18 protein-coding genes are annotated in these 20,715 nt (G+C 67.4%); 13 read left to right on the plus strand and 5 right to left on the minus strand.

Features of this window, described 5'->3' with window-relative positions:
* Positions 1–134: 134 nt before the first annotated feature.
* Positions 135–2,021 (plus strand): ABC transporter ATP-binding protein, encoded by a 1,887-nt coding sequence (locus REH65_RS25100; RefSeq protein ID WP_406689345.1) that lies wholly within the window; start codon positions 135–137, stop codon positions 2,019–2,021.
* Between the two features lie 55 nt (positions 2,022–2,076).
* On the opposite strand, the gene REH65_RS25105 is transcribed toward REH65_RS25100, so the two are convergent.
* Complete coding sequence (locus tag REH65_RS25105) at positions 2,077–2,568, minus strand: DNA topology modulation protein FlaR (protein WP_406689346.1); 492 nt, start codon at positions 2,566–2,568, stop codon at positions 2,077–2,079.
* Positions 2,569–2,816: 248 nt separating this feature from the next.
* Between REH65_RS25105 and REH65_RS25110 the strand changes: the two genes are divergently transcribed.
* The 3 genes from REH65_RS25110 to REH65_RS25120 are packed head-to-tail and all read left to right on the plus strand — an operon-like array spanning position 2,817 to position 4,527.
* Positions 2,817–3,140: a hypothetical protein gene (locus tag REH65_RS25110; RefSeq protein WP_406689347.1), complete on the plus strand. Its 324-nt coding sequence runs from the start codon at positions 2,817–2,819 to the stop codon at positions 3,138–3,140.
* Positions 3,140–4,273 (plus strand): putative T7SS-secreted protein, encoded by a 1,134-nt coding sequence (locus REH65_RS25115; protein WP_406689348.1) that lies wholly within the window; start codon positions 3,140–3,142, stop codon positions 4,271–4,273. The genes REH65_RS25110 and REH65_RS25115 overlap by 1 nt, the downstream gene beginning before the upstream one ends.
* Positions 4,270–4,527: a hypothetical protein gene (locus tag REH65_RS25120; RefSeq protein WP_406689349.1), complete on the plus strand. Its 258-nt coding sequence runs from the start codon at positions 4,270–4,272 to the stop codon at positions 4,525–4,527. The genes REH65_RS25115 and REH65_RS25120 overlap by 4 nt, the downstream gene beginning before the upstream one ends.
* Before the next feature lie 206 nt (positions 4,528–4,733).
* Here REH65_RS25120 and REH65_RS25125 read toward each other — a convergent pair whose 3' ends face one another.
* Positions 4,734–7,133: a heavy metal translocating P-type ATPase gene (locus tag REH65_RS25125; protein WP_406689350.1), complete on the minus strand. Its 2,400-nt coding sequence runs from the start codon at positions 7,131–7,133 to the stop codon at positions 4,734–4,736.
* Positions 7,134–7,340: 207 nt separating this feature from the next.
* On the opposite strand from REH65_RS25125, the gene REH65_RS25130 reads away from it, so the two are divergent.
* The 8 genes from REH65_RS25130 to REH65_RS25165 all read left to right on the plus strand — a co-directional run bounded on the left by REH65_RS25130 (position 7,341) and on the right by REH65_RS25165 (position 14,058).
* Positions 7,341–7,940 (plus strand): class I SAM-dependent methyltransferase, encoded by a 600-nt coding sequence (locus REH65_RS25130; RefSeq protein WP_406689351.1) that lies wholly within the window; start codon positions 7,341–7,343, stop codon positions 7,938–7,940.
* A gap of 250 nt (positions 7,941–8,190) precedes the next feature.
* Complete coding sequence (locus REH65_RS25135; RefSeq protein WP_406689352.1) at positions 8,191–8,646, plus strand: hypothetical protein; 456 nt, start codon at positions 8,191–8,193, stop codon at positions 8,644–8,646.
* A gap of 105 nt (positions 8,647–8,751) precedes the next feature.
* Entirely contained in the window at positions 8,752–9,804 is a 1,053-nt protein-coding gene (locus REH65_RS25140; RefSeq protein WP_406689353.1) for a sulfite exporter TauE/SafE family protein, read from the plus strand.
* A gap of 20 nt (positions 9,805–9,824) precedes the next feature.
* On the plus strand, positions 9,825–10,046 hold the full coding sequence (locus REH65_RS25145; protein ID WP_406689354.1) for a heavy-metal-associated domain-containing protein: 222 nt from the start codon (positions 9,825–9,827) through the stop codon (positions 10,044–10,046).
* Between the two features lie 151 nt (positions 10,047–10,197).
* Complete coding sequence (locus tag REH65_RS25150) at positions 10,198–10,479, plus strand: metal-sensitive transcriptional regulator (protein ID WP_406689355.1); 282 nt, start codon at positions 10,198–10,200, stop codon at positions 10,477–10,479.
* A 30-nt stretch (positions 10,480–10,509) separates the two neighbouring features.
* The gene (locus tag REH65_RS25155; protein WP_406689356.1) at positions 10,510–10,716 is read left to right on the plus strand and encodes a heavy-metal-associated domain-containing protein; all 207 of its coding nucleotides are present in this window, start codon (positions 10,510–10,512) and stop codon (positions 10,714–10,716) included.
* Positions 10,717–10,771: 55 nt separating this feature from the next.
* Positions 10,772–11,728, plus strand: coding sequence for a hypothetical protein (locus REH65_RS25160; RefSeq protein WP_406689358.1), 957 nt, complete (start codon positions 10,772–10,774; stop codon positions 11,726–11,728).
* A 14-nt stretch (positions 11,729–11,742) separates the two neighbouring features.
* Positions 11,743–14,058, plus strand: coding sequence for a heavy metal translocating P-type ATPase (locus REH65_RS25165; RefSeq protein ID WP_406689359.1), 2,316 nt, complete (start codon positions 11,743–11,745; stop codon positions 14,056–14,058).
* Between the two features lie 148 nt (positions 14,059–14,206).
* Here REH65_RS25165 and REH65_RS25170 read toward each other — a convergent pair whose 3' ends face one another.
* From REH65_RS25170 to REH65_RS25180, 3 genes are all read right to left on the minus strand, one after another.
* A complete protein-coding gene (locus REH65_RS25170; RefSeq protein ID WP_406689360.1) occupies positions 14,207–16,699 on the minus strand; it encodes an MFS transporter in 2,493 nt (830 codons plus the stop codon).
* Complete coding sequence (gene sbnA, locus REH65_RS25175; protein WP_406689361.1) at positions 16,696–17,673, minus strand: 2,3-diaminopropionate biosynthesis protein SbnA; 978 nt, start codon at positions 17,671–17,673, stop codon at positions 16,696–16,698. Before sbnA ends, REH65_RS25170 begins: the two co-directional genes overlap by 4 nt.
* Before the next feature lie 1,044 nt (positions 17,674–18,717).
* The gene (locus tag REH65_RS25180; protein ID WP_406689362.1) at positions 18,718–19,350 is read right to left on the minus strand and encodes a DUF305 domain-containing protein; all 633 of its coding nucleotides are present in this window, start codon (positions 19,348–19,350) and stop codon (positions 18,718–18,720) included.
* A 595-nt stretch (positions 19,351–19,945) separates the two neighbouring features.
* Here REH65_RS25180 and REH65_RS25185 point away from each other — a divergent pair.
* Positions 19,946–20,701 carry a TVP38/TMEM64 family protein gene (locus REH65_RS25185; protein ID WP_406689363.1) on the plus strand — a complete coding sequence of 252 codons (756 nt, stop codon included), beginning with the start codon at positions 19,946–19,948 and terminating at the stop codon, positions 20,699–20,701.
* Positions 20,702–20,715: the final 14 nt, after the last annotated feature.

A 20,715-nucleotide genomic window follows, 5' to 3' on the forward strand; every position in this document is an offset into this window, starting at 1 on the left:
GAGTTCCGTTGCCGAGGACTGTCCCGAGAAGGGGTTACATGCTGGGGAGCAGGAACGGACATCGACGCACATCTGGGTCGCCGGAGGGCGCGCTGATCGGCGTTGAGGATTTGGAACCGCCTCGGTGGGCGGATGTGGATCAGAAGGTCGCGGGCGCGGGTTTGTGGGAGACGGTCCGCGAGCTGCCGATGGCGGCGAGACTGGTGGTGGGGCTGTCGTTTCGGGCCTCGCCCGGCAGGACTGTGCTGGCGGGTGTGGTCCAGTTGGCTTCGGGCTGTGCATCGGCGCTCGGACTGTTCGCCACTGCCGGGGTATTGACGCAGCTGTTGACTGCGGGGCCTACGCCGGAGCGGGTGGTGGCGTCGCTGCCCGCGATCGCCGCTGTCGTGGGCGCTTTCGCCTTACGCGGTTTGCTGGACAGCGCGGTGTCGGCGGTGCAAGGGGTGTTGATGCCGTTGGTGCGCCGCGCGGCCCAGGATCGGCTCAACTCGGCGGTCGCTGAGGTGGAGTTGTTGGCGTGGGAGGATTCCGACTTCCAGGAACTGGCCCGGCAAGGCGGTTACCAAGGTGTTCAGGCCGTGGAGTCGAGCGTGCGCAGCATCGCCTCGATCTCGTCGGCACTGGTGTCGCTGGCTGCGGCGATGATCACGGCCGCACTGCTCAATCCCTGGTTGCTACCGGCGCTTCTGGTGCCCACGGCAGCCGAGGCGTGGGCGTCGATGCGCGCGGCAAAGCAGGGATATGTGAACTTCCTGAGCCTGGTGACCCGCCGGTTGCGGCTGCACGTCGTGGAGAACCTGCTCGTCGCGCGCGATGTGGGCACGGAACGCACCGCGTTGAACCTGCAGGAACCGCTGCTGACCGAACACCGCCGTATCGCTGATCAGGTCACTGAAGAGGCGATCCGCGCCGAACACCGGCAGACCTGGACGCGGTTGATCGGACGCACTCTGGCCGGCACGGGCACCGGTCTGGCCTACTGCGTGCTCGGCGTCCTTGTCTTCACCGGTGCGATGCCGCTGGCCATCGCCGGAGCCGCGGTCATCGCGATGCGGGCTGCGGCGAGTTCGCTGTCGACCACGATGGTGTCGGTCAACCGCCTCTACGAGCACTCGTTCTACCTGCGGTTCTACACCCAGTTGCTCGCCGAGTCGCGGCTACGCCGCAGGCCCGCGAGTGGTGTGGCTGCGCCTTGCAACCCGGAGACCATTCGACTGGAGAACGTGTCGTTTACCTATCCCGACGCCGACGAACCGGCGCTGGTCGAGATCGACCTGACCTTCCACCGCGGCGAGGTCGTGGCGCTGGTCGGGGAGAACGGATCCGGCAAGACCACGCTCGGAAAACTCATCACGGGCCTGTATCCACCGACCCAGGGACGAGTGCTCTGGGACGAGGTCGATCTGGCCACCGCGGATCTCCACGGCGTGTACGAGCAGGTCGCTCTGATCGACCAGGATCCGGCTCGGTGGCCCATGACCGCCGACACCAACATTCGCATCGGAAACCTCGAGGCCCCGCAGCCCTACGGCGGCACCTGGGAGACCGCGTTGCGCGAGTCGGGCGCCGATGAAGTCCTCGCCAAGCTCCCGAAAGGACCCGGCACGGTTCTGTCACGGCAGTTCCGGGGAGGCCATGAGCTCTCAGGCGGCTCGTGGCAACGGCTCAGCGTGGGCCGCGGTATCTTCCGGGATCACGCTGCGGTGCTGATCGCCGACGAACCCACAGCCGCGCTCGACGCGAAAGCCGAAGCCCGCGTGTTCGCCGGCCTGCAACGCGCGACCCAGGGATCCCGTGACGATGCTCATCGCACCACGGTCCTCGTCACGCACAGACTGGCCAACATCCGCCACGCCCACCGCATCGTCGTCATGGATGCAGGACGCGTGGCCGAGTCCGGCACCCACGAAGAACTGATGGAAGCCAACGGCCTGTACCGAGAACTGTTCACCATCCAGGCCCGCGCCTACGCAACCGAACCCGGTTGCCGCACGTGCCGCACCGCGCCAAGCCGACAATGACCAGGGCGCTTTCGGGTCTAGCGGTGCGGCAGCGAGTTGTGGGCAGATTTCCTGGTCAGGAGGATTCCGGACCGCTGGGTATCGCCGCGAGGAAGCGGCGGACTTCACGGCGGGTGCGCAACCGGATCAGGTCGCCCACGGCGTGTTCGGCGATCAAGCGCTCGACCCGGGGGCGCATCGTGTGCCGGTAGCGAAGGATGTACCTGACGAAACCCAAGGTGATGCGGCCGCGCCGGTGACGGGAATGCACGTCGTCACCGCGGTGCTGGTACCGGCGTTGCATGATCCCCCACAGGCAGACCAGCGGGTGGATATCGAGGAAGATCACTGCCTCAGCTTTGCCGAGCCGGATCGGCATCGTCGAAGCGTAGTTGCCATCGATGATCCACTCGTCGTCGGCGACGAGCTCGCGCTGCCGCTGGGCGAACGACTCAGGGTCGAGAGCATTCCAGTGCTCATCCCAGTACTCCATGTCCAGGAGGACGACGGGCAGGCCAAGCCGTTGCCCGAGCTGGCTGGCACCCTGGATTTCCCGCTGCCCCCGCACCCGCAGACCATGATCGTGCGCATAGTTCCCTTAGTTCTGCTCCGCTGCCCGCGAGCACTCGCGTGCGGCCGAGGTCCCCCAGAACAGTGCCAGATCGGGTACTGGTCTGGCACGGGCTGGTACCAGGCCGTTTGCGGAGATGATCGTGCGACTCCGACAATGAGCGAACCTCGTTGGTTGGGACCACGAGGTCGGCTGACTCGTTTAAGGTCGCGCGTGCGTTCGGACTAGTTGAGTGAGGGGGCCGCGTGTCGGAGGGCTTTCGTGTCGATCTGCACGCCTTGGAGGAAGCGTCCAAGGGGGTCAGCGACACTGTTCAGGCTGCGCGAAAGGACAGAGTCGCTGACCTGGACACGGGTGTGGAGTTCGGCCACGAACGCCTTGCCGGGACGGTGACCGACTTTTGTGATCGCTGGGACCTGGGTGTGGCGCACCTCGTGACTGACGGCAGTGAAGTCGGGGGTCGACTGGTGCACTGCGTGCAGGTGTATCGGCAGACCGACGAAGCAGCCCGAGCGCAGTTGGAAGGGCTGATCACGCGCCCCGCTGGCAATGACCCGGCGGCTGGCTGATGGCGGCGGAACTCGGCAGCGGCCGTGATCCGAAAGCGTTGATCCCCGGCGATCTCGATGGAATCCTCGGCACCGCATCGTCGATGGCCTCCTACGGTGAGGTCCTGCATGAGGCTGGGGAAGGTCTCAAGCGCATCGACAGCACCGAAGGGTGGAGCGGCGAGGCTGCCGAGCAGTTCCGTTCAGTCTTTGACGGTGAACCCGGCAGGTGGTTAGAAGCCGGCGATTGCTTCCACGACGCTGCAACAGCACTGGAGCGCTACGCCGATGCCCTCACCTGGTCACAAGGCCAAGCGGCTGAGGCGATCCGACTGTGGGACGAGGGCGAGGCTGCCACCACGAGCGCGAAGACCGAGCACGAACAAGCTCCGGAGGGCACCCCGCCACAGCCGTTCAACGATCCGGGTGAAGAGAAGCGCCGCGCAGCCACGGCGCAGCTGCAGCACGCGCGCAACGAGCTCAGGAATGCGGGTGACGTTGCCTCCGACGCGGTTGGACGGGCACGGGACAAGGCTCCTGAACAGCCGAACTTCGTGGAGCAAGCGGGAGCCGCGATCGGCGACGCGGCCGGCACGGTCGTCAATGGCCTGGCGTCCTTGGGCAACGCGGCGATCCACCATCCTGAAATGGTCTTGGGATTGGCTGGCGGTGCTGCGCTGACCGCGGTCAGCGCAGCAGGCGAAACAGCAGGAGTTGTGCTGGATGCGACCGGTGCGGGCGCGGTCGCCGGCGTCCCGCTCAACGCGGTCTCTACGGCAGGGATCGCTACCGGTGTCGGTATGATGGGCGTGGCCATGGCCGGGCTCGCCTCGGAAGCCGCTGGCGACGACGAAGTCCAACCCGTGGACACCGATGGCGCCGAGGCCGCACCCGCGGAAGAGGCGGCGGCCAAACCCCCGGAAGAGATCACCGGGATGACCAAGCACGGTGAAGAGCGGGCGATGGGGCGTGACGGTCATGGGGTCTCGGATCAGGCCATGAAGGACGCGGTGGAGAATCCGGTGAAGCCGGTGAAGGAACAGGCCGGTGGGAAGTACAAGTACACCGGTGAAGACGCCACCGTGATCCTCGGCTCGGATGGCCAGGTGATCACGACGTGGGCGCGCAACTCGAACGGATGGAGGCATCCATGAGCAACGTCATCGACAGCTTGCCGCCCGAGCTTCAGGACGTGTTCACCGCAGTCCTCGACGAGCACGACAGCGACCTGCTGGGCTCGCTGCGGGCCAGCAGCGAGCCCAGCCAGGACCAACGCGAGGCCGTGGAAGACATCCTCTCCGACGCCTTCAGCGAACACATCGGTGACGATGGAGAGCCGACTGACCGTGGACGTCTCATCGATGATGCGCTGGGAAAGTTCCTGCTCCACTGGCCCATCGACGGTTAACCAACTGGTGCGGACGACAGCGAGCGCGCAGCAGGGCCGGGTACATCGAAATCGGTGACGCGCTCGTCAATGAAGCGGTGATTTCCGCGGTCGAGCACGTCAAGGCCCTCATACCCGAAGCCTTAGTCGAAAATCGAGATGACGCCTTCCGATTCGCTGGTGCCCCTTAGCTTTTCGCCTGTAGGGGACCGGAGCTTGATGGCACCTCAGTGATCGGTGGCTATCGTGGTCTGCGCTGCTTCGGGTAGGCGGAGGCCTTTGAGGGTGAGGGCGTTGACTGCGACGATCACACTGGAGCCGGACATGGTCAGGGCTGCGATTTCGGGGCGGAGCATGAGGCCGAAGGCTGGTTCGAAGACGCCTGCGGCGATGGGCAGGGCGATCGTGTTGTAGCCGATGGCCCAGCCGAGGTTCTGCCGCATCTTGCGCAGGGTTGCCCGGCCGATGTGCAGCGCGGTGGCGACGTCGAGCGGGTCGGAGCGCATGAGCACGACGTCGGCGGTTTCGATGGCCACGTCCGTGCCTGCACCGATGGCAATACCGAGATCGGCTTGAGCCAGGGCTGGGGCGTCGTTGACGCCGTCGCCGACCATCGCGACCGTGCGGCCACTGTCCTGGAGTTCGGAGATCTGGGCGGCTTTGTCGCCGGGGAGGACTTCTGCCAGCACGGTGTCGATGCCGAGCCGCTGGGCGATCCGATCGGCGGTGGCTTGGTTGTCGCCGGTGAGCATGACGACCTCGATGCCCAGATCGTGGAGCGCGGATACGGTGGCCTTCGAGGTTTTCCGCGGTGCGTCGGCGATCCCGAAGACACCCGCCGCGTTGCCGTCTACCGCGGCGAGAACGGCGGTCCGGCCGTTGGCCGCCAGTTCGTCGCGCTGCTGGGCGACCGGACTCAGATCGACGCCCTCACGTTCCATGAGCCGCCGGTTGCCCACCACAACGCGCCTTCCGGCGACCAGGGCGGAGGCTCCGTGACCGGGCACGTTCTCGAAGTGCTCAGCTGACTCGGAGCTCACACCCTCGTTCTCGGCACGATGCACGATTGCCGCAGCGAGCGGATGTTCGGATTCGCGCTCCACGGCAGACACCAGGCGCAGCAGTTCCTCGTGGTCGAACCCGTTCGCGAGGACATCAGTCACCTCGGGCTCGCCCTTGGTCAAGGTGCCGGTCTTGTCCATCACGACGACGTCGATGCGTGCAGAGGTCTCCAGGGCGATGGCGTTTTTGAACAGCACGCCGCGTTTGGCGCCCAGTCCGGTACCGACCATGATCGCGGTGGGGGTGGCTAGCCCGAGAGCATCCGGGCAGGTGATGACCACGACGGTGATGGCGAACAAGATCGCCGCAGCGAAGGGGCTTCCGACCAGCAGCCAGGCAGCCAGGGTGGCGGCACCGCCGATGAGGGCGACCAAGACAAGCCAGAACGCGGCCCGGTCGGCGAGTCTCTGGCCGGGTGCCTTGGAGTTCTGCGCTTCTTGGACCAGTTTGACGATCTGGGCCAGGGCGGTGTCCGAGCCGACCTTGGTCGCTCGGACCCGCAGCGTGCCGTTGGTGTTGATGGTCGCACCCACGACTTCAGCGCCGGGAGCCTTGTGGATCGGCAGGCTCTCGCCGGTGACCATGGACTCGTCGACCTCGCTGTCGCCGTCCTCGACGACACCGTCCACGGCCACCTTGGCGCCGGGCCGCACCAGCAGTCGATCGCCCACCTCGACCTCGGCGGTCGGGATCTCGATCGGCTGCCCATCGCGCAGAACCACGGCACGGGGAGGGGCGAGGTCGAGCAGGGTGCCGATGGCGTCGTTAGCGCCGCCTCGGGCACGCATCTCGAACCAGTGGCCCAGCAGGACGAACGCTGCGAGCACGGTGGCGGCCTCGTAGAACACCTCGCCGCCGCCAGTGAGCGTGATGACCAGCGAGTACAGCCAGCCGGAGCCCACCGCCACCGCGACCAGCACCATCATGTCCAACGTGCGGGCTCGCAGGGCCCGTATCGCGCCGTTGAAGAAGATCCAGCACGAGTAGAAGATCACCGGCAGGCTCAACAACAACGCCCACACGTCCTGCCGCAGTCCGAACGGGGCGGGCACGCGCAGCCCGAAGACCTCGCTGCCGATCGGGGACCAGATCACGATCGGAACGGAGAACACCAGCGCCACCAGGAACCGGTTTCGCATGTCGGCGACCATCCCCGCCATCGACATGGCCCCGTGATCACCGTGTTCCATCTCCTCGTGTGGGGAGGGCGCCTGTTCTTCCTCAGCCGCCGGAGCCGTGTCCGTCCTGTGCTCGGTTGCAACCGGTTCGGCCGGATCGGGTTCTTGCATCGGGTCGCAGACGTGCGAGGGCACGGACTGCCCAGCGCAGTGGTAGCCACATTCCTGCACCCAGCGCCGCAGGTCGGACACGTTCGTGCGAGCCGGGTCGAAGACGACCGTCGCTGCCTGGGCCACCGGGTTGACCTCCACGGCCCGAACACCGGGTTGGCGGCCCAGTCGAGTGGCGACCAAGTTTTGCTCCGAAGCCCACAGCAGGCCCCGCACGTCCAACACCGCGGTGCTGGACTGCTTGCCGTTATGCGAGTGGGCGTGCGCTTCCGTCACCGATTCACCCCCTGGTCGCAGTGTCAGCCGTGCACAGCCCTACGTCCACATGAATCGAGGTGAGGCGGGGCGTGCAACCCTGCGTCACGCACGAGAAACATCACCACGAGCCGCCGATGGCGAACGAGGCGGATACCAGGACAGTGGTGGGTGTTCCAGGGATCGACCCTGATGCGCCTGAGGCCCACGGGTGGTGTTGTTCCTCGTATGGCGAAACTGATGATGAGGGTGTTCGACCAAGGGTTCGGTCATCCGTCGGGGTTGGTTGGCCGGCTGGGCGGCGCACTCATGGCGAAGGTCAATGCTGAGCAGGAAACCCGGGCTGTCGAACAGGCTGGGTTGGGTTCCGGTGACACGCTTGTCGTGGTGGGGCACGGGCCCGGTGTGGGTCTGCGGCTCGCCGCTGAGGCCGTCACGCCGAAAGGGCATGTGTTGGGAGTGGACCCCTCGGCCGCGATGCGGGAGATGGCTGTCTCGCGGTGCGAAGAGGAGATTGCGCGAGAACTGGTGGAGATCCGCGATGGTACAGCCGAACAGACCGGGTGTGCTGATGCCTCTGCGGATGCGGTGATCTCGGTGAACAACGTGATGTTGTGGGAGCGTCCGCGGGGTTTCGCCGAATTGTTCCGCGTTCTGCGCCCCGGCGGACGCGTGGTGATCAGCGTTCATCGGCACGTGCTCGATGTGGAACCCGAGGAACTGCGAAAAGATGCCGTGCAGGCTGGCTTCGACCGTGTTGACCTCACCCTGCGTCCGCGGAAGTTCAACAGCCCCGCCATCGAACTCGTCGCGCACCGACCGGCCTGACGAGACGCTGCCGGGCCTCCGTGGTCTGGACCGCTTCGTTCCTGCGGTGCCCACCTGGGCTGCGGGTGGTGGCAGGAAGGAGCATGCTCGCAGGCGCGCCTACGGATGGTTTGCGGCTCGCAGGTGCACGAGCACCTGACACCCAAGTTCCCCACCTCTGTCGATCGCGCTCGGGTGCTGTCAGGTGCGACCGCCGCAGGAAACCCCACCTCCGGACCTCTCGCGGACGAACCCGGTAACCTCCGTAGCGATGGTGAACCCGAACCGTTGGGTACGAGCCGCGCGAGCCCCCCTCGCGCGGCTGATCGCAGTCCTCACGGTGATCGCGGGATTTGCGCTCATGCACGCCCCGCAGTGCGCTGACGGCATGATGCCCGCGGTGCACCTCACGGCGACCGCTGACCATGCCATGAGCGACATGCCTGGTATGGGGCCTGTCGACGGTCCGGGCAACCACGATTCGAGCGCTGTCATGCCTAGCGCCGCAGCAGGCACGGTTTACGCGACGAACGGCGATGAGTCCATGGGCGGGTCCCTTCTGATGACCTGCCTGGCGCTGCTGGTCACCATGCTCGGGATCCTGGTGCTGCTACGCCGCTCGCTGATCCCGCTCGGCACGCGCATTCTGAGGCGCAGCGGTACCCAGGCTCGGCCCCGTGCGCCATTGCGCCCGAGCCTGATTCAGCTCTGCATCCTCCGAACGTAGGAGAAGTCCGTCCACAACGCCGCACGGTTCGTATCCGTGCGGTAACTGAGCGCGCTTGTGCCGCGCGGCTTCTTTTCTCTCACTTCGTTCGAAGGAGTCTTTTTCGTGGATCTGTTCGCTGTTCTGCTAACCGGGTTGCTGGCCGGCGGGGTGTCCTGCGCGGCCGTGCAAGGCGGGCTGCTGGCCGGGATGATCTCCCGCCAGCGTCGCAGCACCGACCGAGAATCGGCCCTCGGCGGCACCCGGCTCCAGTCCCGAAGCGCACCGGGCCGCCTCGCTGACGATCTAGCGCCGGTGGGTGGTTTCCTGATCGGCAAGCTCGTCTCGCACACGATCCTCGGTGCCTTGCTGGGTGCCCTGGGCAGTGTCGCGCAGCTGTCGGCTGGCCTGCGCACGTGGATTCAGCTGCTCGCCGGGGTCGTGATCATCGCCTTCGGTCTCGCGCAGCTCGGTGTGCCCGGCTTCCGCAACATCGTCATCGAGCCTCCGCTGTCCTGGATGCGGATCGTGCGCGACCGCTCTCGTTCCCAGTCGGCGGCGGCACCGACCCTGCTCGGGGTGGTCAGCGTGCTGATTCCGTGCGGCGTGACGCTCTCGGTCGAAGCGCTGGCCTTGGCCTCCGGTTCACCGCTGACCGGTGCGGTGATCATGGCGGTGTTCGTGATCGGCACCAGCCCGCTGTTCGTCCTGCTCGGCTACCTCGCTCGCAAAGCCGCCACCGCCTGGCGCGGCCGGCTCGCCGTGCTCACCGGCGTCGTCGTCGTGATCACCGGTCTCTACACCTTCAACGGCGGGCTCGAACTCGCCGGATCCTCCCTGGCTGCCAGCCGCCTCACTCAAGCGGCGACCGCCGAGGAACTGCCGCCCGCGGGCACCGTGTCGGTCCAGAACGGCCACCAAACCGTGGTGATCACCGCGACCACCGGCGCCTACAGTCCGGCCAACGTCCAGGTTCGCGCAGGCATGCCGACCACGCTCGTCATCCAGTCCGCCAACGCCCAGGGCTGCGTGCGCTCATTCATCATCCCGGACCGCAACGTCGACAAGATCCTTCCGGTCCGCGGAGCCACCAACGTCGAGCTCGGCGCACTCCCTCCAGGCCCGTTGGCGTACTCGTGCGGCATGGGCATGTACACCGGCACGATCACCGCCGCCTGACCGGAGAGGGGAGAACCTCAATGTCGACCACCACTGTCACCTTCCGCGTCAGCGGCATGCACTGCGGTAGCTGCAGCCTGCTCATCGACGACGTGCTCGAGGACCTGCCCGGCGTGCACAGCACGACCACCTCGGTCAAGGCAGGCCGCAGCGTCGTCGAACTGGACCTCACCAGGTCCAGCACCGATGACGTCATCGCTGCCATCGCCGAGGCCGGATACCGCGCCGAGCCCCACTGCTGACCCCAGGTAGGGGACGGCGCTGCGTGGTGGGGCCGACGACGGCCCCACCACGTCGGATCGAGCGTGTACGCCGGACGTGCCTTTGACTACCCATACCCCCTAGGGGTATATTCGCCTCGAACGTGACGACCGATTCGACTCAGGCGGCAACATGCACGGCTACACCCACGACAAGGACGCCTACGCCAAGCGGCTGCGTCGCATCGAGGGCCAGGTTCGTGGCCTGGCGAAGATGATCGAAGGCGACGAGTACTGCATCGATGTGCTCACCCAGATCAGCGCTACGACCAAGGCTCTGCAGTCGGTGGCTCTGGGGCTGATGGACGAGCACCTCGGTCACTGCGTCGCCGAAGCGATGACCGAAGGCGGCGAGGCCGCCGACGCCAAGATCCGCGAGGCCAGTGACGCGATCGCTCGTCTCGTTCGCTCGTAGCACCCATTTCGCAAACGGGAAGGACTTGTCATGACGGAAACGAAGTACACGGTCAACGGGATGACCTGCGGGCACTGCGCTGCCTCGGTGACCGAGGAGATCAACAAGATCGGGGGTGTGTCGGACGTGGCGGTCGACGTGCCGACCGGTGCCGTGACCGTCACCAGTGACGCGGAGCTGAGCGAGTCAGCGGTACGCGCTGCCGTTGAAGAGGCCGGCTACGAGCTGGCCCAGTAGGGCTCGGCCCACGACGGGCCCGCCCAGCGGGCCTGGGAGCACAAGGGGTTGAAAAATGAACACAACAGCGAAGCTCTCCGCCTACGGTGCGGTGCTCGTGCTCGCCTTCGGTGGAGCGTGGGCGGCCGGAACCGCAGTCGGTCCCTTCATCACCGGTGCCACGGCGCAAGGTGAGCACCCCGGCGTTGGGCACGCCGGCGGTGGGGACAACCACAGCGGCACCGTCGCGGGAGCCACGCAGGAACACCTCCCGGCAGGACTCGCGTCGACCAGGGACGGCTACACCCTCACGTCCACCACGACGACGATCACACCGGGCAGCACCGAGAACTTCTCCTTCCGCATCACCGGCCCGGATGGGACCCCGGTGACGAGCTTCGGCACCGAGCACGACAAGCCGATGCACCTGATCGTCGTCCGTCGGGACACGGCCGGATACGAGCATCTGCACCCGGAGATGGGTCCGGACGGCACCTGGACCGTGCCGATGCGCCTACCCCTCGGGGGTACCTACCGGGTCTTCGCCGACTTCGTCCCGACCGGTGGTGCGGACCAGACGCTGGGGCTCGACGTGAACGCGCCGGGCGCCTTCGACCCGCAACCGCAACCACCGTCCCGCGTCGCGGAGGTCGATGGCTACCAGGTCAGGCTGGACGGGCAGCTCTCTGCCGGGCAGTCGTCGCCGGTCACGCTGACGGTGAGCAAGGACGGTCGGCCGGTCACGGATCTGCAGCCCTATCTGGCCGCCTACGGGCACCTGGTCGCGCTGCGCACGGGCGATCTCGCGTACCTGCACGTGCATCCCGAGGGCGCACCGGGTGATGGCCGCACTCCAGCGGGCCCGGAGATCACGTTCCGGGCCGAGGTTCCCTCTGCGGGCACTTACCGGCTCTTCCTCGATTTCCAGCACCAGGGCCAAGTCCGCACCGCGGAGTTCACGGTCGGCACGGGTCCGGCCGATAGCCAGCAGCCGCAGCCGCCGTCGGGTGACGGCCACGGAAGCCACGGGTGAACAGGAGAACCTCGATGAGCAAGCTCAGTGCGTCCCCGAGCCTGGCTGGCCGGGAGATCGAACTCGCGATCGGTGGCATGACCTGCGCCTCGTGCGCGGCCCGGGTCGAAAAGCGCCTCGGCAAGATCGAGGGCGTCACCGCCACGGTCAACTACGCCACCGAGAAGGCGAAGGTATCCGTGCCGCCCGGCCTGGACCCGCAGCAGCTCGTGGAGCAGGTCGAGGCCGCCGGATACACCGCGACCCTGCCGACTCCGGAGGCGAGCGGTGAGGAGGACCGTGAACCGGATGATCCGGTGCGCACTTTGCGTGATCGGCTGGTCGTGTCGGCGGCGTTGTCGGTTCCGGTGATCGTGCTGGCGATGGTGCCGGCGTGGCAGTTCACCTACTGGCAGTGGATTTCGCTCACGCTGGCGGCCCCGGTCGTCGTGTGGGGCGCGTGGCCGTTCCACCGCGCCGCGTGGACCAACCTGCGTCACGGAGCGGCCACCATGGACACGCTGATCTCGATGGGCACCTTGGCGGCATTCCTGTGGTCGCTGTACGCGCTGCTGTTCGGCACGGCCGGAATCCCGGGCATGACCCACCCCTTCGAGCTCACGGTTCAGCGCATGGCCGGGGACGGCAACATCTATCTCGAAGTCGCCGCGGGCGTCACGACGTTCATCCTCGCCGGGCGGTTCTTCGAGGCGCGGTCCAAGCGCCGTGCGGGGGCGGCGCTGCGGGCGCTGCTGGAACTCGGTGCGAAGGACGTCGCCGTGCTCCGCGACGGACGTGAGCAGCGCATCCCGATCGAACAGCTGGCGGTCGGCGATCACTTCGTCGTGCGTCCCGGCGAGAAGATCGCCACCGACGGCGTTGTCGAGGACGGCAACTCGGCGGTCGATGCCAGCATGCTCACCGGAGAATCCGTACCGGTCGAGGTCACCGTGGGAAACGCGGTGACCGGTGCGACCGTGAACGCGGGAGGCCGGCTGGTCGTGCGCGCGGTGCGCATCGGCGCCGACACGCAACTGGCGCAGATGGCGAAGCTGGTGGAGGACGCCCAGAACGGCAAGGCCGAGGTGCAGCGGCTGGCCGACCGGATCTCGGCGGTGTTCGTGCCGATCGTGATCGCACTGGCGATCGCCACGCTCGGGTTCTGGCTCGGTGCAGGCGACGGCGCCACCGCGGCCTTCACCGCAGCGGTCGCGGTGCTGATCATCGCCTGCCCCTGCGCGCTCGGACTGGCCACGCCCACCGCGTTGCTGGTCGGGACCGGGCGCGGTGCGCAGCTGGGAATCCTGATCAAGGGGCCGGAGGTGCTGGAGTCCACCCGGCGCATCGACACCGTCGTGCTGGACAAGACCGGCACCGTCACCACCGGGCAGATGTCCCTGGTCGGCGTCCACCTCGCCGATGGGGTGGACGAGGATGACGTGTTGCGTTTAGCGGGTGCGGCAGAACACGCCTCCGAGCACCCCATCGCGCAGGCGATCGCGCGCGGCGCTCGGGAACGAGTGGGTGAGCTCCCGGCGGTGGAGGAGTTCAGCAACACCGAAGGCCTGGGTGTGCAGGCCGTGGTCGACGGCCATGCGGTCCTGGTGGGACGGCCCGCGCTGCTGGAGCAGTGGAGCCAGCCGCTGCCGGATGAGCTCGTCACCGCGCGGCGGACTGCGGAGCGGGCGGGACGGACGGCGGTCGCGGTGTCCTGGGACGGTGCCGCGCGCGCCGTCCTCGAGATCGCCGACACCGTCAAACCGGGTTCGGCGGAGGCGATTTCGCACCTGCGCGAGCTCGGGCTGAGGCCGGTGCTGCTCACCGGCGACAACGAGACGGTCGCCCGCACTGTGGCCGGCGAGGTCGGCATCGACGAGGTCATCGCCGAAGTCCTTCCGCAGGACAAGGTCGAGGTCATCACGCGCCTGCAGCAGGAAGGACGCGTGGTGGCGATGGTCGGCGATGGCATCAACGATGCCGCGGCGCTGGCTCAAGCCGACCTCGGGCTGTCGATGGGCACCGGCACCGATGTCGCCATCGAGGCCTCGGACCTCACGCTGGTGCGCGGTGATCTGCGGGCGGCGGTGGATGCGATCCGGCTCTCGCGGCGCACGTTGGCCACGATCAAGGGCAACTTGTTCTGGGCGTTCGCCTACAACGTGGCCGCGTTGCCGCTGGCCGCGTTCGGGCTGCTGAACCCGATGATCGCCGGCGCGGCGATGGGGTTTTCCAGTGCCTTCGTGGTCGCGAACAGCCTCCGGTTGCGTGGTTTCCGCTCCTCCATCACGGATGCCCCGGCGATGGGTAGCCAGACCCGTGAACCGGCGATGGCAGCGACGAGTCACGGCTAACTGACGTGGCTGGCGGCCGGGAGCGTCATCCCGGCCGCCAGCCACGTTGTGGGGCAACGAATCTCCGATTCATCCCGATGTACCTTCAGGTGGGGCATCGGATCAGAGGTCAGTGCTGCCCTGGGTTGTGTTGAGGTGAGCCGTTTCGTTACTGGTCGTCGAGCGTCCGGAACACCAGGCCGGGGTGTGGTTTGGGTCCGAACGACGTCGATTTGCGGGGGAGACGGATTCCAGACGTGGCGGCGGTGGTGAGGTCGTGCTGGGTCGGCGGGTTGGTCAGCACTGCGACTCCTCCGGTGCGTCGCGCTGTCTGGATGGCCGTGGCGGCGTGGGGTTCGAACTCAACGTGCCTGGGATGGTCGGGGATGCGCCACAGGTGGGTGAGCAGAGCCGAGTCCAGTACCGCGACGTGCATTGAACGCAGCGGTGGTGGGGTGCCGTTGAGCGCGATGTCCAGAAACCGGGGTCGTGGTTCGGTGAGCAGGAAACCACCGCGCGGGGTGGCCAGGATGAAGGCAGGGCCAGTGCGTGCGTGGCGTTTCAGCGCGGCGAGCCAGTGCGTCAGTGGCCCGTGCAGCGGGTGGACCCGGAACTGGGATGAGGCGTTTCGGAGCGCGTGGTGTGGATCGAGGTGGGGTAGGACCCGGTGGATGGGGGCGAGCCGCAAGGGAGTTGCGGTGACGTCGACCAGTAGTCCCGGGAAGTAGTCCCACGGGCCGGGGCCCTGGGAGTTGGCGTAGGCCGAGCGCCGGTGTTGGCGGGCGGCGGCGTAGCGGTGGTGGCCGTCGGCGATGAAGGCCGTGTGCGTGTCCAGTTCGGCGATGATCTCGTCTTGCGTCGCGTGGTCGGTGATGCGCCAGAGGCGATGGGACTGTCCGTCGTCGGTCAGGACGTCGGTGACCGGGTCCTGCTGCGCGAGGCCGGCGAGGTGTCGGGTCGTGCGGCCATCGCCGGAGTACCCGAGCAGGGCCGGGTCGAGGTTCATTCGGCCGCGGTCCATGATCCTGGTGAGTTCGGCGGCGTGGTTGGGGATGATCTCCTCGTGGGTCCGCAGCCCGCTGTCCAGGTGCACTGCGGCCAGTACTCCGCGGATGGTTCCGCGCGGTCCGGTCTGCTCGTATGCGTAGAACGCGGGTTGGCGATCCTGCAGGATCACGCCGCGACGCTGCCAGTCGGTCAGGGTGACAGCCGCGTTGGGGTTCCACGGCGTGGCGTAGTGGGCCGCGAGGGAACCGAGGTGGCGTGAGCCGATGCGCCAGCCACGGAACGGGGCCACAGCCACGCCGTTGCGTGGCGAGGTGACGGCCCGGATCGGCCCGGCCGACTCGATCTCGATGAGTTCCGTGTCCCCATAATCCTCGGGGTCTCCGTCGAGATCGTGGTCGGGTTTCTCAGCCATAGCGGGCTTGAGAGCCAACAACGCCCCGAGCCCACAGGCGCCTGCCATGACGAGCACGGCAGCGGGCGTCGAGACGAACCCGACCAGCGGGCCGGCCAGCAGCGGGCCGGCGGATTGGCCGATGAGCAAGTAGCTGTTGGCAGTGCTGACGAACCCGCTCTTGTGCTCACCGGGCGCGTGCCTGCTGAAGTGCAGGAACAGTGATTGGGCGAGCGCGGCGAAGCAGAAGCCCTGCACCAGACGGAACGGGATCATCGCGAAGGGATCCAGCGGAAGGGACACGGCGGCGATGGCTGCCGCGCACCCGGCGCCGGTGAGTGCGAAGGTGCGCAGTGGCCGTCCGGTGAGGTCGTTGTGCTTGCCCCACCAGAACGAGCCGAGCAGGGTCGCGCCCCACATCACCGAGTGCAGGACGCCGACCCACGTGCTGGCCGTGCTCCGGTCGGTGACGACGCCTTGGATGTGTTCGGCGTAGATGGGGATGAGGCCGTAGACGCCGAAGTAGGTGCCGATCGCCGCGAGTGCCAGCACCGCGGCCCCCGGAACCTGCATGACCGAGGCACGACGACGGGGTCGCCCGGTTTTGTCGTCGCGTGCCTCGCCTGCGGGATCCCGGTCGGGTTCGCGCAGGCCCAGCGCGCACGCGAGGGCGAGCACGGTTGCGGCGGCGGCGATGGCGAACATGAGCTGCTGCAAGCCGTCGGAACCGACGACGAGACCACCGGCGATGGGACCGACCAGCGCTCCCGCTGCGGTGGCGCTGAAGGATTTGCCGAGCGCGGAGCCGCGTTTCTTATCGGTGCCGGTCGAGCCCGCGAACGCTGCGGCGGCCTCGACGACGCCGCCGAGCGTGCCTTGCAGCAACCGTCCGGCCACGAGCAGCAGGGGTGTGCTGGCGGTGGCCATGACGACCATGGCCACCGCCAAGCCCAGCAGTGCGCGCACCACCATCCACTTGCGGCCGATGCGATCGCCCAGCCTGCCCCACAGCGGGGTGGCGACCGTGAGGGCCAGGGCCGGGGCGGCGATGGCCACCCCGGCCCAGGTCTGAGTCTCGGCAACGCCCGTGGTGCCGATCTGCTCCAGGTAGAAGGGCATGATCGGCACCAGCATCATCAACCCGGCGGTGTTGATGAACTGTCCGGCCCACAGCAGGAGGAGGTTCCGCCCGCGACCGCGGGCAGAATCGGCGTGATCCTCTGAGGCGTTGCCCGGGGGTTGGGCCTGCAGGGTGCGGGTCACGGTGACACCACCTCGGGCTCCTGCCACGGGTCGGGCAGGTTGGCGACCCACTCGTCGTTGTAGACCAGGTCGAGGTAGCGCTCACCGCGATCGGGCAGCACCGTCACGATGCGCGCCGGTCCCTCCAGTCGGGAGACGAGGTGCTCGATTCCGGCGATGACCGCGCCCGAGGACCCGCCCGCGAAGACCTTCTCGGTGGCCAGCAGGCGTCGGCACCCGGCGGCCGACTCGGCGTCGGCGACGTGCAGGACATCGTCGATGTCCTCCGGGTGGTAGATCTCGGGCACGCGGCTGGCCCCGAAGCCCGGGATCTGTCGCGGCCCGGAGGGGGTGCCGAAGATGACCGAGCCGACGGCGTCGACGGCCACGACCTTGAGGTCCGGGTGGTCCTTGCGCAGGCGTCGCGCGATGCCCTGGATGGAGCCGGTGGTGGAGACCGCGGCCACCAGGTAGTCGATGGGGCCGTCGACGGCGTCGAGGATCTCCTCGCCCGCTGTCTCGTGGTAGGAGCGCCAGTTCAGGTCGTTGGCGTACTGGTTGATCTGGGTCGCGTTCGGGATCGACGCCACCAGCTCGCTCGCACGTTGCACGCGGGAGTGCAGGTATCCGCCCGCGGCGTCACGCTCGGTCACCATCTCCACGTCGGCACCGAAGAGCTCCAGCAGGCGCAGGTTCGTCGGCGAGGTCTTGGGATCGACCACGGCCGTGAACGACAGGCCGTGCAATCCGGCGGCCATGGCCAGTGCGATGCCGAGATTGCCGGAGGTGCTTTCCACCAGCCGCATCCCGGGACGCAGCGTCCCGTCGGACAGCCCTTGTTCGATGATGAATCGCGCCGGGCGGTCCTTCATGCTGCCACCCGGATTGAGCATCTCCAGTTTGGCGAGTACTTCCACGTCGGGTTCGGGGAAACAGCGGTTGAGTCGCACCATCGGGGTTGAGCCGACACAACCGATCACCGAGTCGTGGATCACTGCGAACCTCCAAGTTTTCGGGGCGCACGTCGGGGCGCCACCGCGGTGAAAAGAGCGGAAAGCGTGAACCGATGCGCATACGACGACGCAGGTGTGCCCGAAAAACCGGCTACAGCGGGGCCGCGTCACCGTCGCGCGAAAGGACGTCCCGTCCAGGCAAACGAATTCAGGCAGGCGAAGGCACAACACGAGGAATGTGCGCGTTCAGGAAGAGTTCGCCCGCGATTTACCTGGACGAGAGTCCGATGCGGGAATCAGGTTCGTGCGATGCACGCGAAGTGGAGGAAAGCGGTTCCGGATTGTCTCCACGGTGGACGGGAGAACCAATGCCGGAGCCGCGGAGCCCACGCCGGCTCAGCGAACAAGGCTGCGACCGCGGTCGCAGCGAAGGCGAGGGTCAGAAGGAGGAAACCCAGGTCCTGAGGGGTATTGACTTGCCTGGTCGGCGCAGCGGCGCTGTAATCCGGCCCGGCATCACAATACGGGGCCCCGTGGTCCTGACCGCCGTCGTGGCTGGTGGCGGCTGCATCTGAGGCCGCGGGCAGGTGGGTGTCGTGGTCGTGCGTGTGTCCGGCCGCGTCACCGTGGTGCGCACTCGCCGAATTCGACAGCGACATCATCGCCGCGTGCCCGGGAAGCGCGTGTGCCGGCAGAAGCACGAGGGGAACGAGGAGAAAGCCCAGCACGAGCAGGGGAAGTGCGAGCCACTTCCCCAGGCCGTGTTGCCGTGCCGTTGATGCCTTCACGGGCACCACACTAGAGACGTCGTCGAGAGGTCGCGAAGCGGTATGCCATCTCTCACACGATGGATCCGGGAGTTGATGTCGGGCTTGGGAAATCGGTGCATTGCGGGCTCGAATCAGGTCGGGCTTAACCGTTCGGGCGGGTATTTGCGGTGGGTTGAATGAATGGCGCGCGTGAGGTGGCTGTGATGGGCGATCCCAACAGCGAGGTTCTCGTGAGCCCTACGTCCACAGCAACGAGGCGCTGAGCGTGCCCGCTTGGGGGAGAGCAGGTGTCTTCCCCCAAGCGGGCCAGGTGAGGTCAGGCCGGGGCAAGAAGCTGCTTCATGGTGTTGATCTCGGCTTGCTGGGCGTCGATGATCTGCTGCGCCATCTGCTTGGCCTCGGGGTACTGCCCGGCGCTGAGCTCGGTCCGGGCCATCTCGATCGCCCCTTCGTGATGCTTGATCATCATCGAGAGGAACGCCCGGTCGAACTCCGCGCCCGAGGACTGGCCGAGCTGGCCCATCTCCTCCGGCGACATCATCCCGCCGCCAGAGCCGCCGTGACCGCCGTGTCCACCGTGATCCATTCCCTGCATCCCGGAAGGCGCTTCGGCACCCCAGCTCTGCAGCCACCCGGTCAACTTGTCGATCTCCGGGCTCTGCGCGGCCTGGATCTGCTCGGCCAGCTTCTTGACCTCCGGAGACTGCGCGCGGTCGAACGCCATGCGCGACATGTCGATGGCCTGCTGGTGGTGCGGAATCATGCCCTGGGCGAAGGCCACATCCGCTTGGTTGTGCGCGGCCTGCGCCGGTGTCTGCTGCTGGCCGGCGCTGGGCGGTGTCCCGTGCCCCGGCATGTTCGCCATGTCGTCACCGCCGGAACAGCCGGCGGCAACCGCCGCCGTGGCGACAACCGCCGCTGCGGTGAGCACACGCGTGCGCTTCGTCATGAGAATCCCTCACGTCTCGATGGGTGCGAAAGCAAATGCTTGAACAAAGGTTGACAACGCCGTTGATCAGCACCGCATCACGCACAGCACGGCGAGACGCCGGGCAACAGGAATCGGAGGCCGCCTGCGCAACCCCGGCGGAGCCAGGCCGCGACCGGGCTGGGCACGGTCGCGCCCGGACCACGTCGCAAGGCCATGAGCATGAACACGGCGAAACCGATCAGGATCGCCAGACACAGATGCAACGCGTCATGGCCGGACGAGATCGGGCCACCGCTGTGCTCGCCGGAGTGGGCACACTCGCACCCGCCTTCGGATGCGGCCGTGGCCGGCGCCGCGCTCATCGCATGGGTGTGCGCTGGGGGGCTCGCGGAGACATGCGGGCCCGGCGTGTGGTGCATGAGCACCACACCCAGTGCGAGGGCGATCAACAGCCCCCACCGGACGACCCGGGACCGCACGTGCATGCGCACAATCATACCCCGGGCGGGTATCCAGACGCAGGGGGAGGGTTGCGCGGGCGGACCTCACGCGGAACGCACCTGGCGGCGCTACCCACGGCTACAGTGGGCGGCCGTCGTCGAACGTCGACGCCTTGAACTTCAAGCGCTGGGTGCGAGCAGTGGTGATGTCCTCGATCAGGAAGATCTCAGCCGTGGCCGGCTCGCCATTGCTGCGTCTCGCCGTTCTCGTCATCGGGCTCGCGGTTGCCCTGGCCGTCGGATGGTGGCTCGGGCCCGATACGCCACTGCTGGACATCCGAACCTGGCGCGGCGAGAGCAGCGCCTGGAGGCCCCTGCTGTTCGTGCTGTTGTTCGGAGTAGCCGCACTCGTGTTCACGCCGAGGCCCGCGTTGTCCGTCATCGCCGGAATCTTGTTCACCCTGCCGGTCGCCGTACCCGTGGTGGTGGCGGGCACCGTGCTGGGGGCGGGGCTGGCGTTCGGCATCGCGCGACTGCTCGGGCGTGAGGCCCTTGCGCCCTTCCTTGCCAAGGGGCGGTTGAGCGCTCTGGATTCCGCGTTCGCGCGGCGAGGTTTCACGGCAACGGTGATCTGCCGGTTGCTTCCCGTGCTTCCCTACGGGGTGGTCAACTACGGCGCCGGTGTGACCCGGGTGCGCTTGTTGCCGTTCCTCGCAGGAACGGCTGTGGGCACTCTGCCCGCCAACATCGCCTACATCACCGCAGGCAGCGCCCTGACTGCCGGTGATGGCTGGATGCCCGCGATCTGGTTCGCACTTGCGGTCGTCGCCTTGGTTTTCGTGGGGTGGCTCGCGCGACGACTGGTGCACGCGCGATCCTCGCCGTCTCAGGGCCAAGACTGCGCCGAGGGCACCGCTTCGCAGCACTGACACGGCTGCGATCG

It is taken from the genome of Saccharopolyspora sp. ID03-671 (assembly GCF_045278815.1).
Taxonomy (GTDB): domain Bacteria; phylum Actinomycetota; class Actinomycetes; order Mycobacteriales; family Pseudonocardiaceae; genus Saccharopolyspora; species Saccharopolyspora ipomoeae.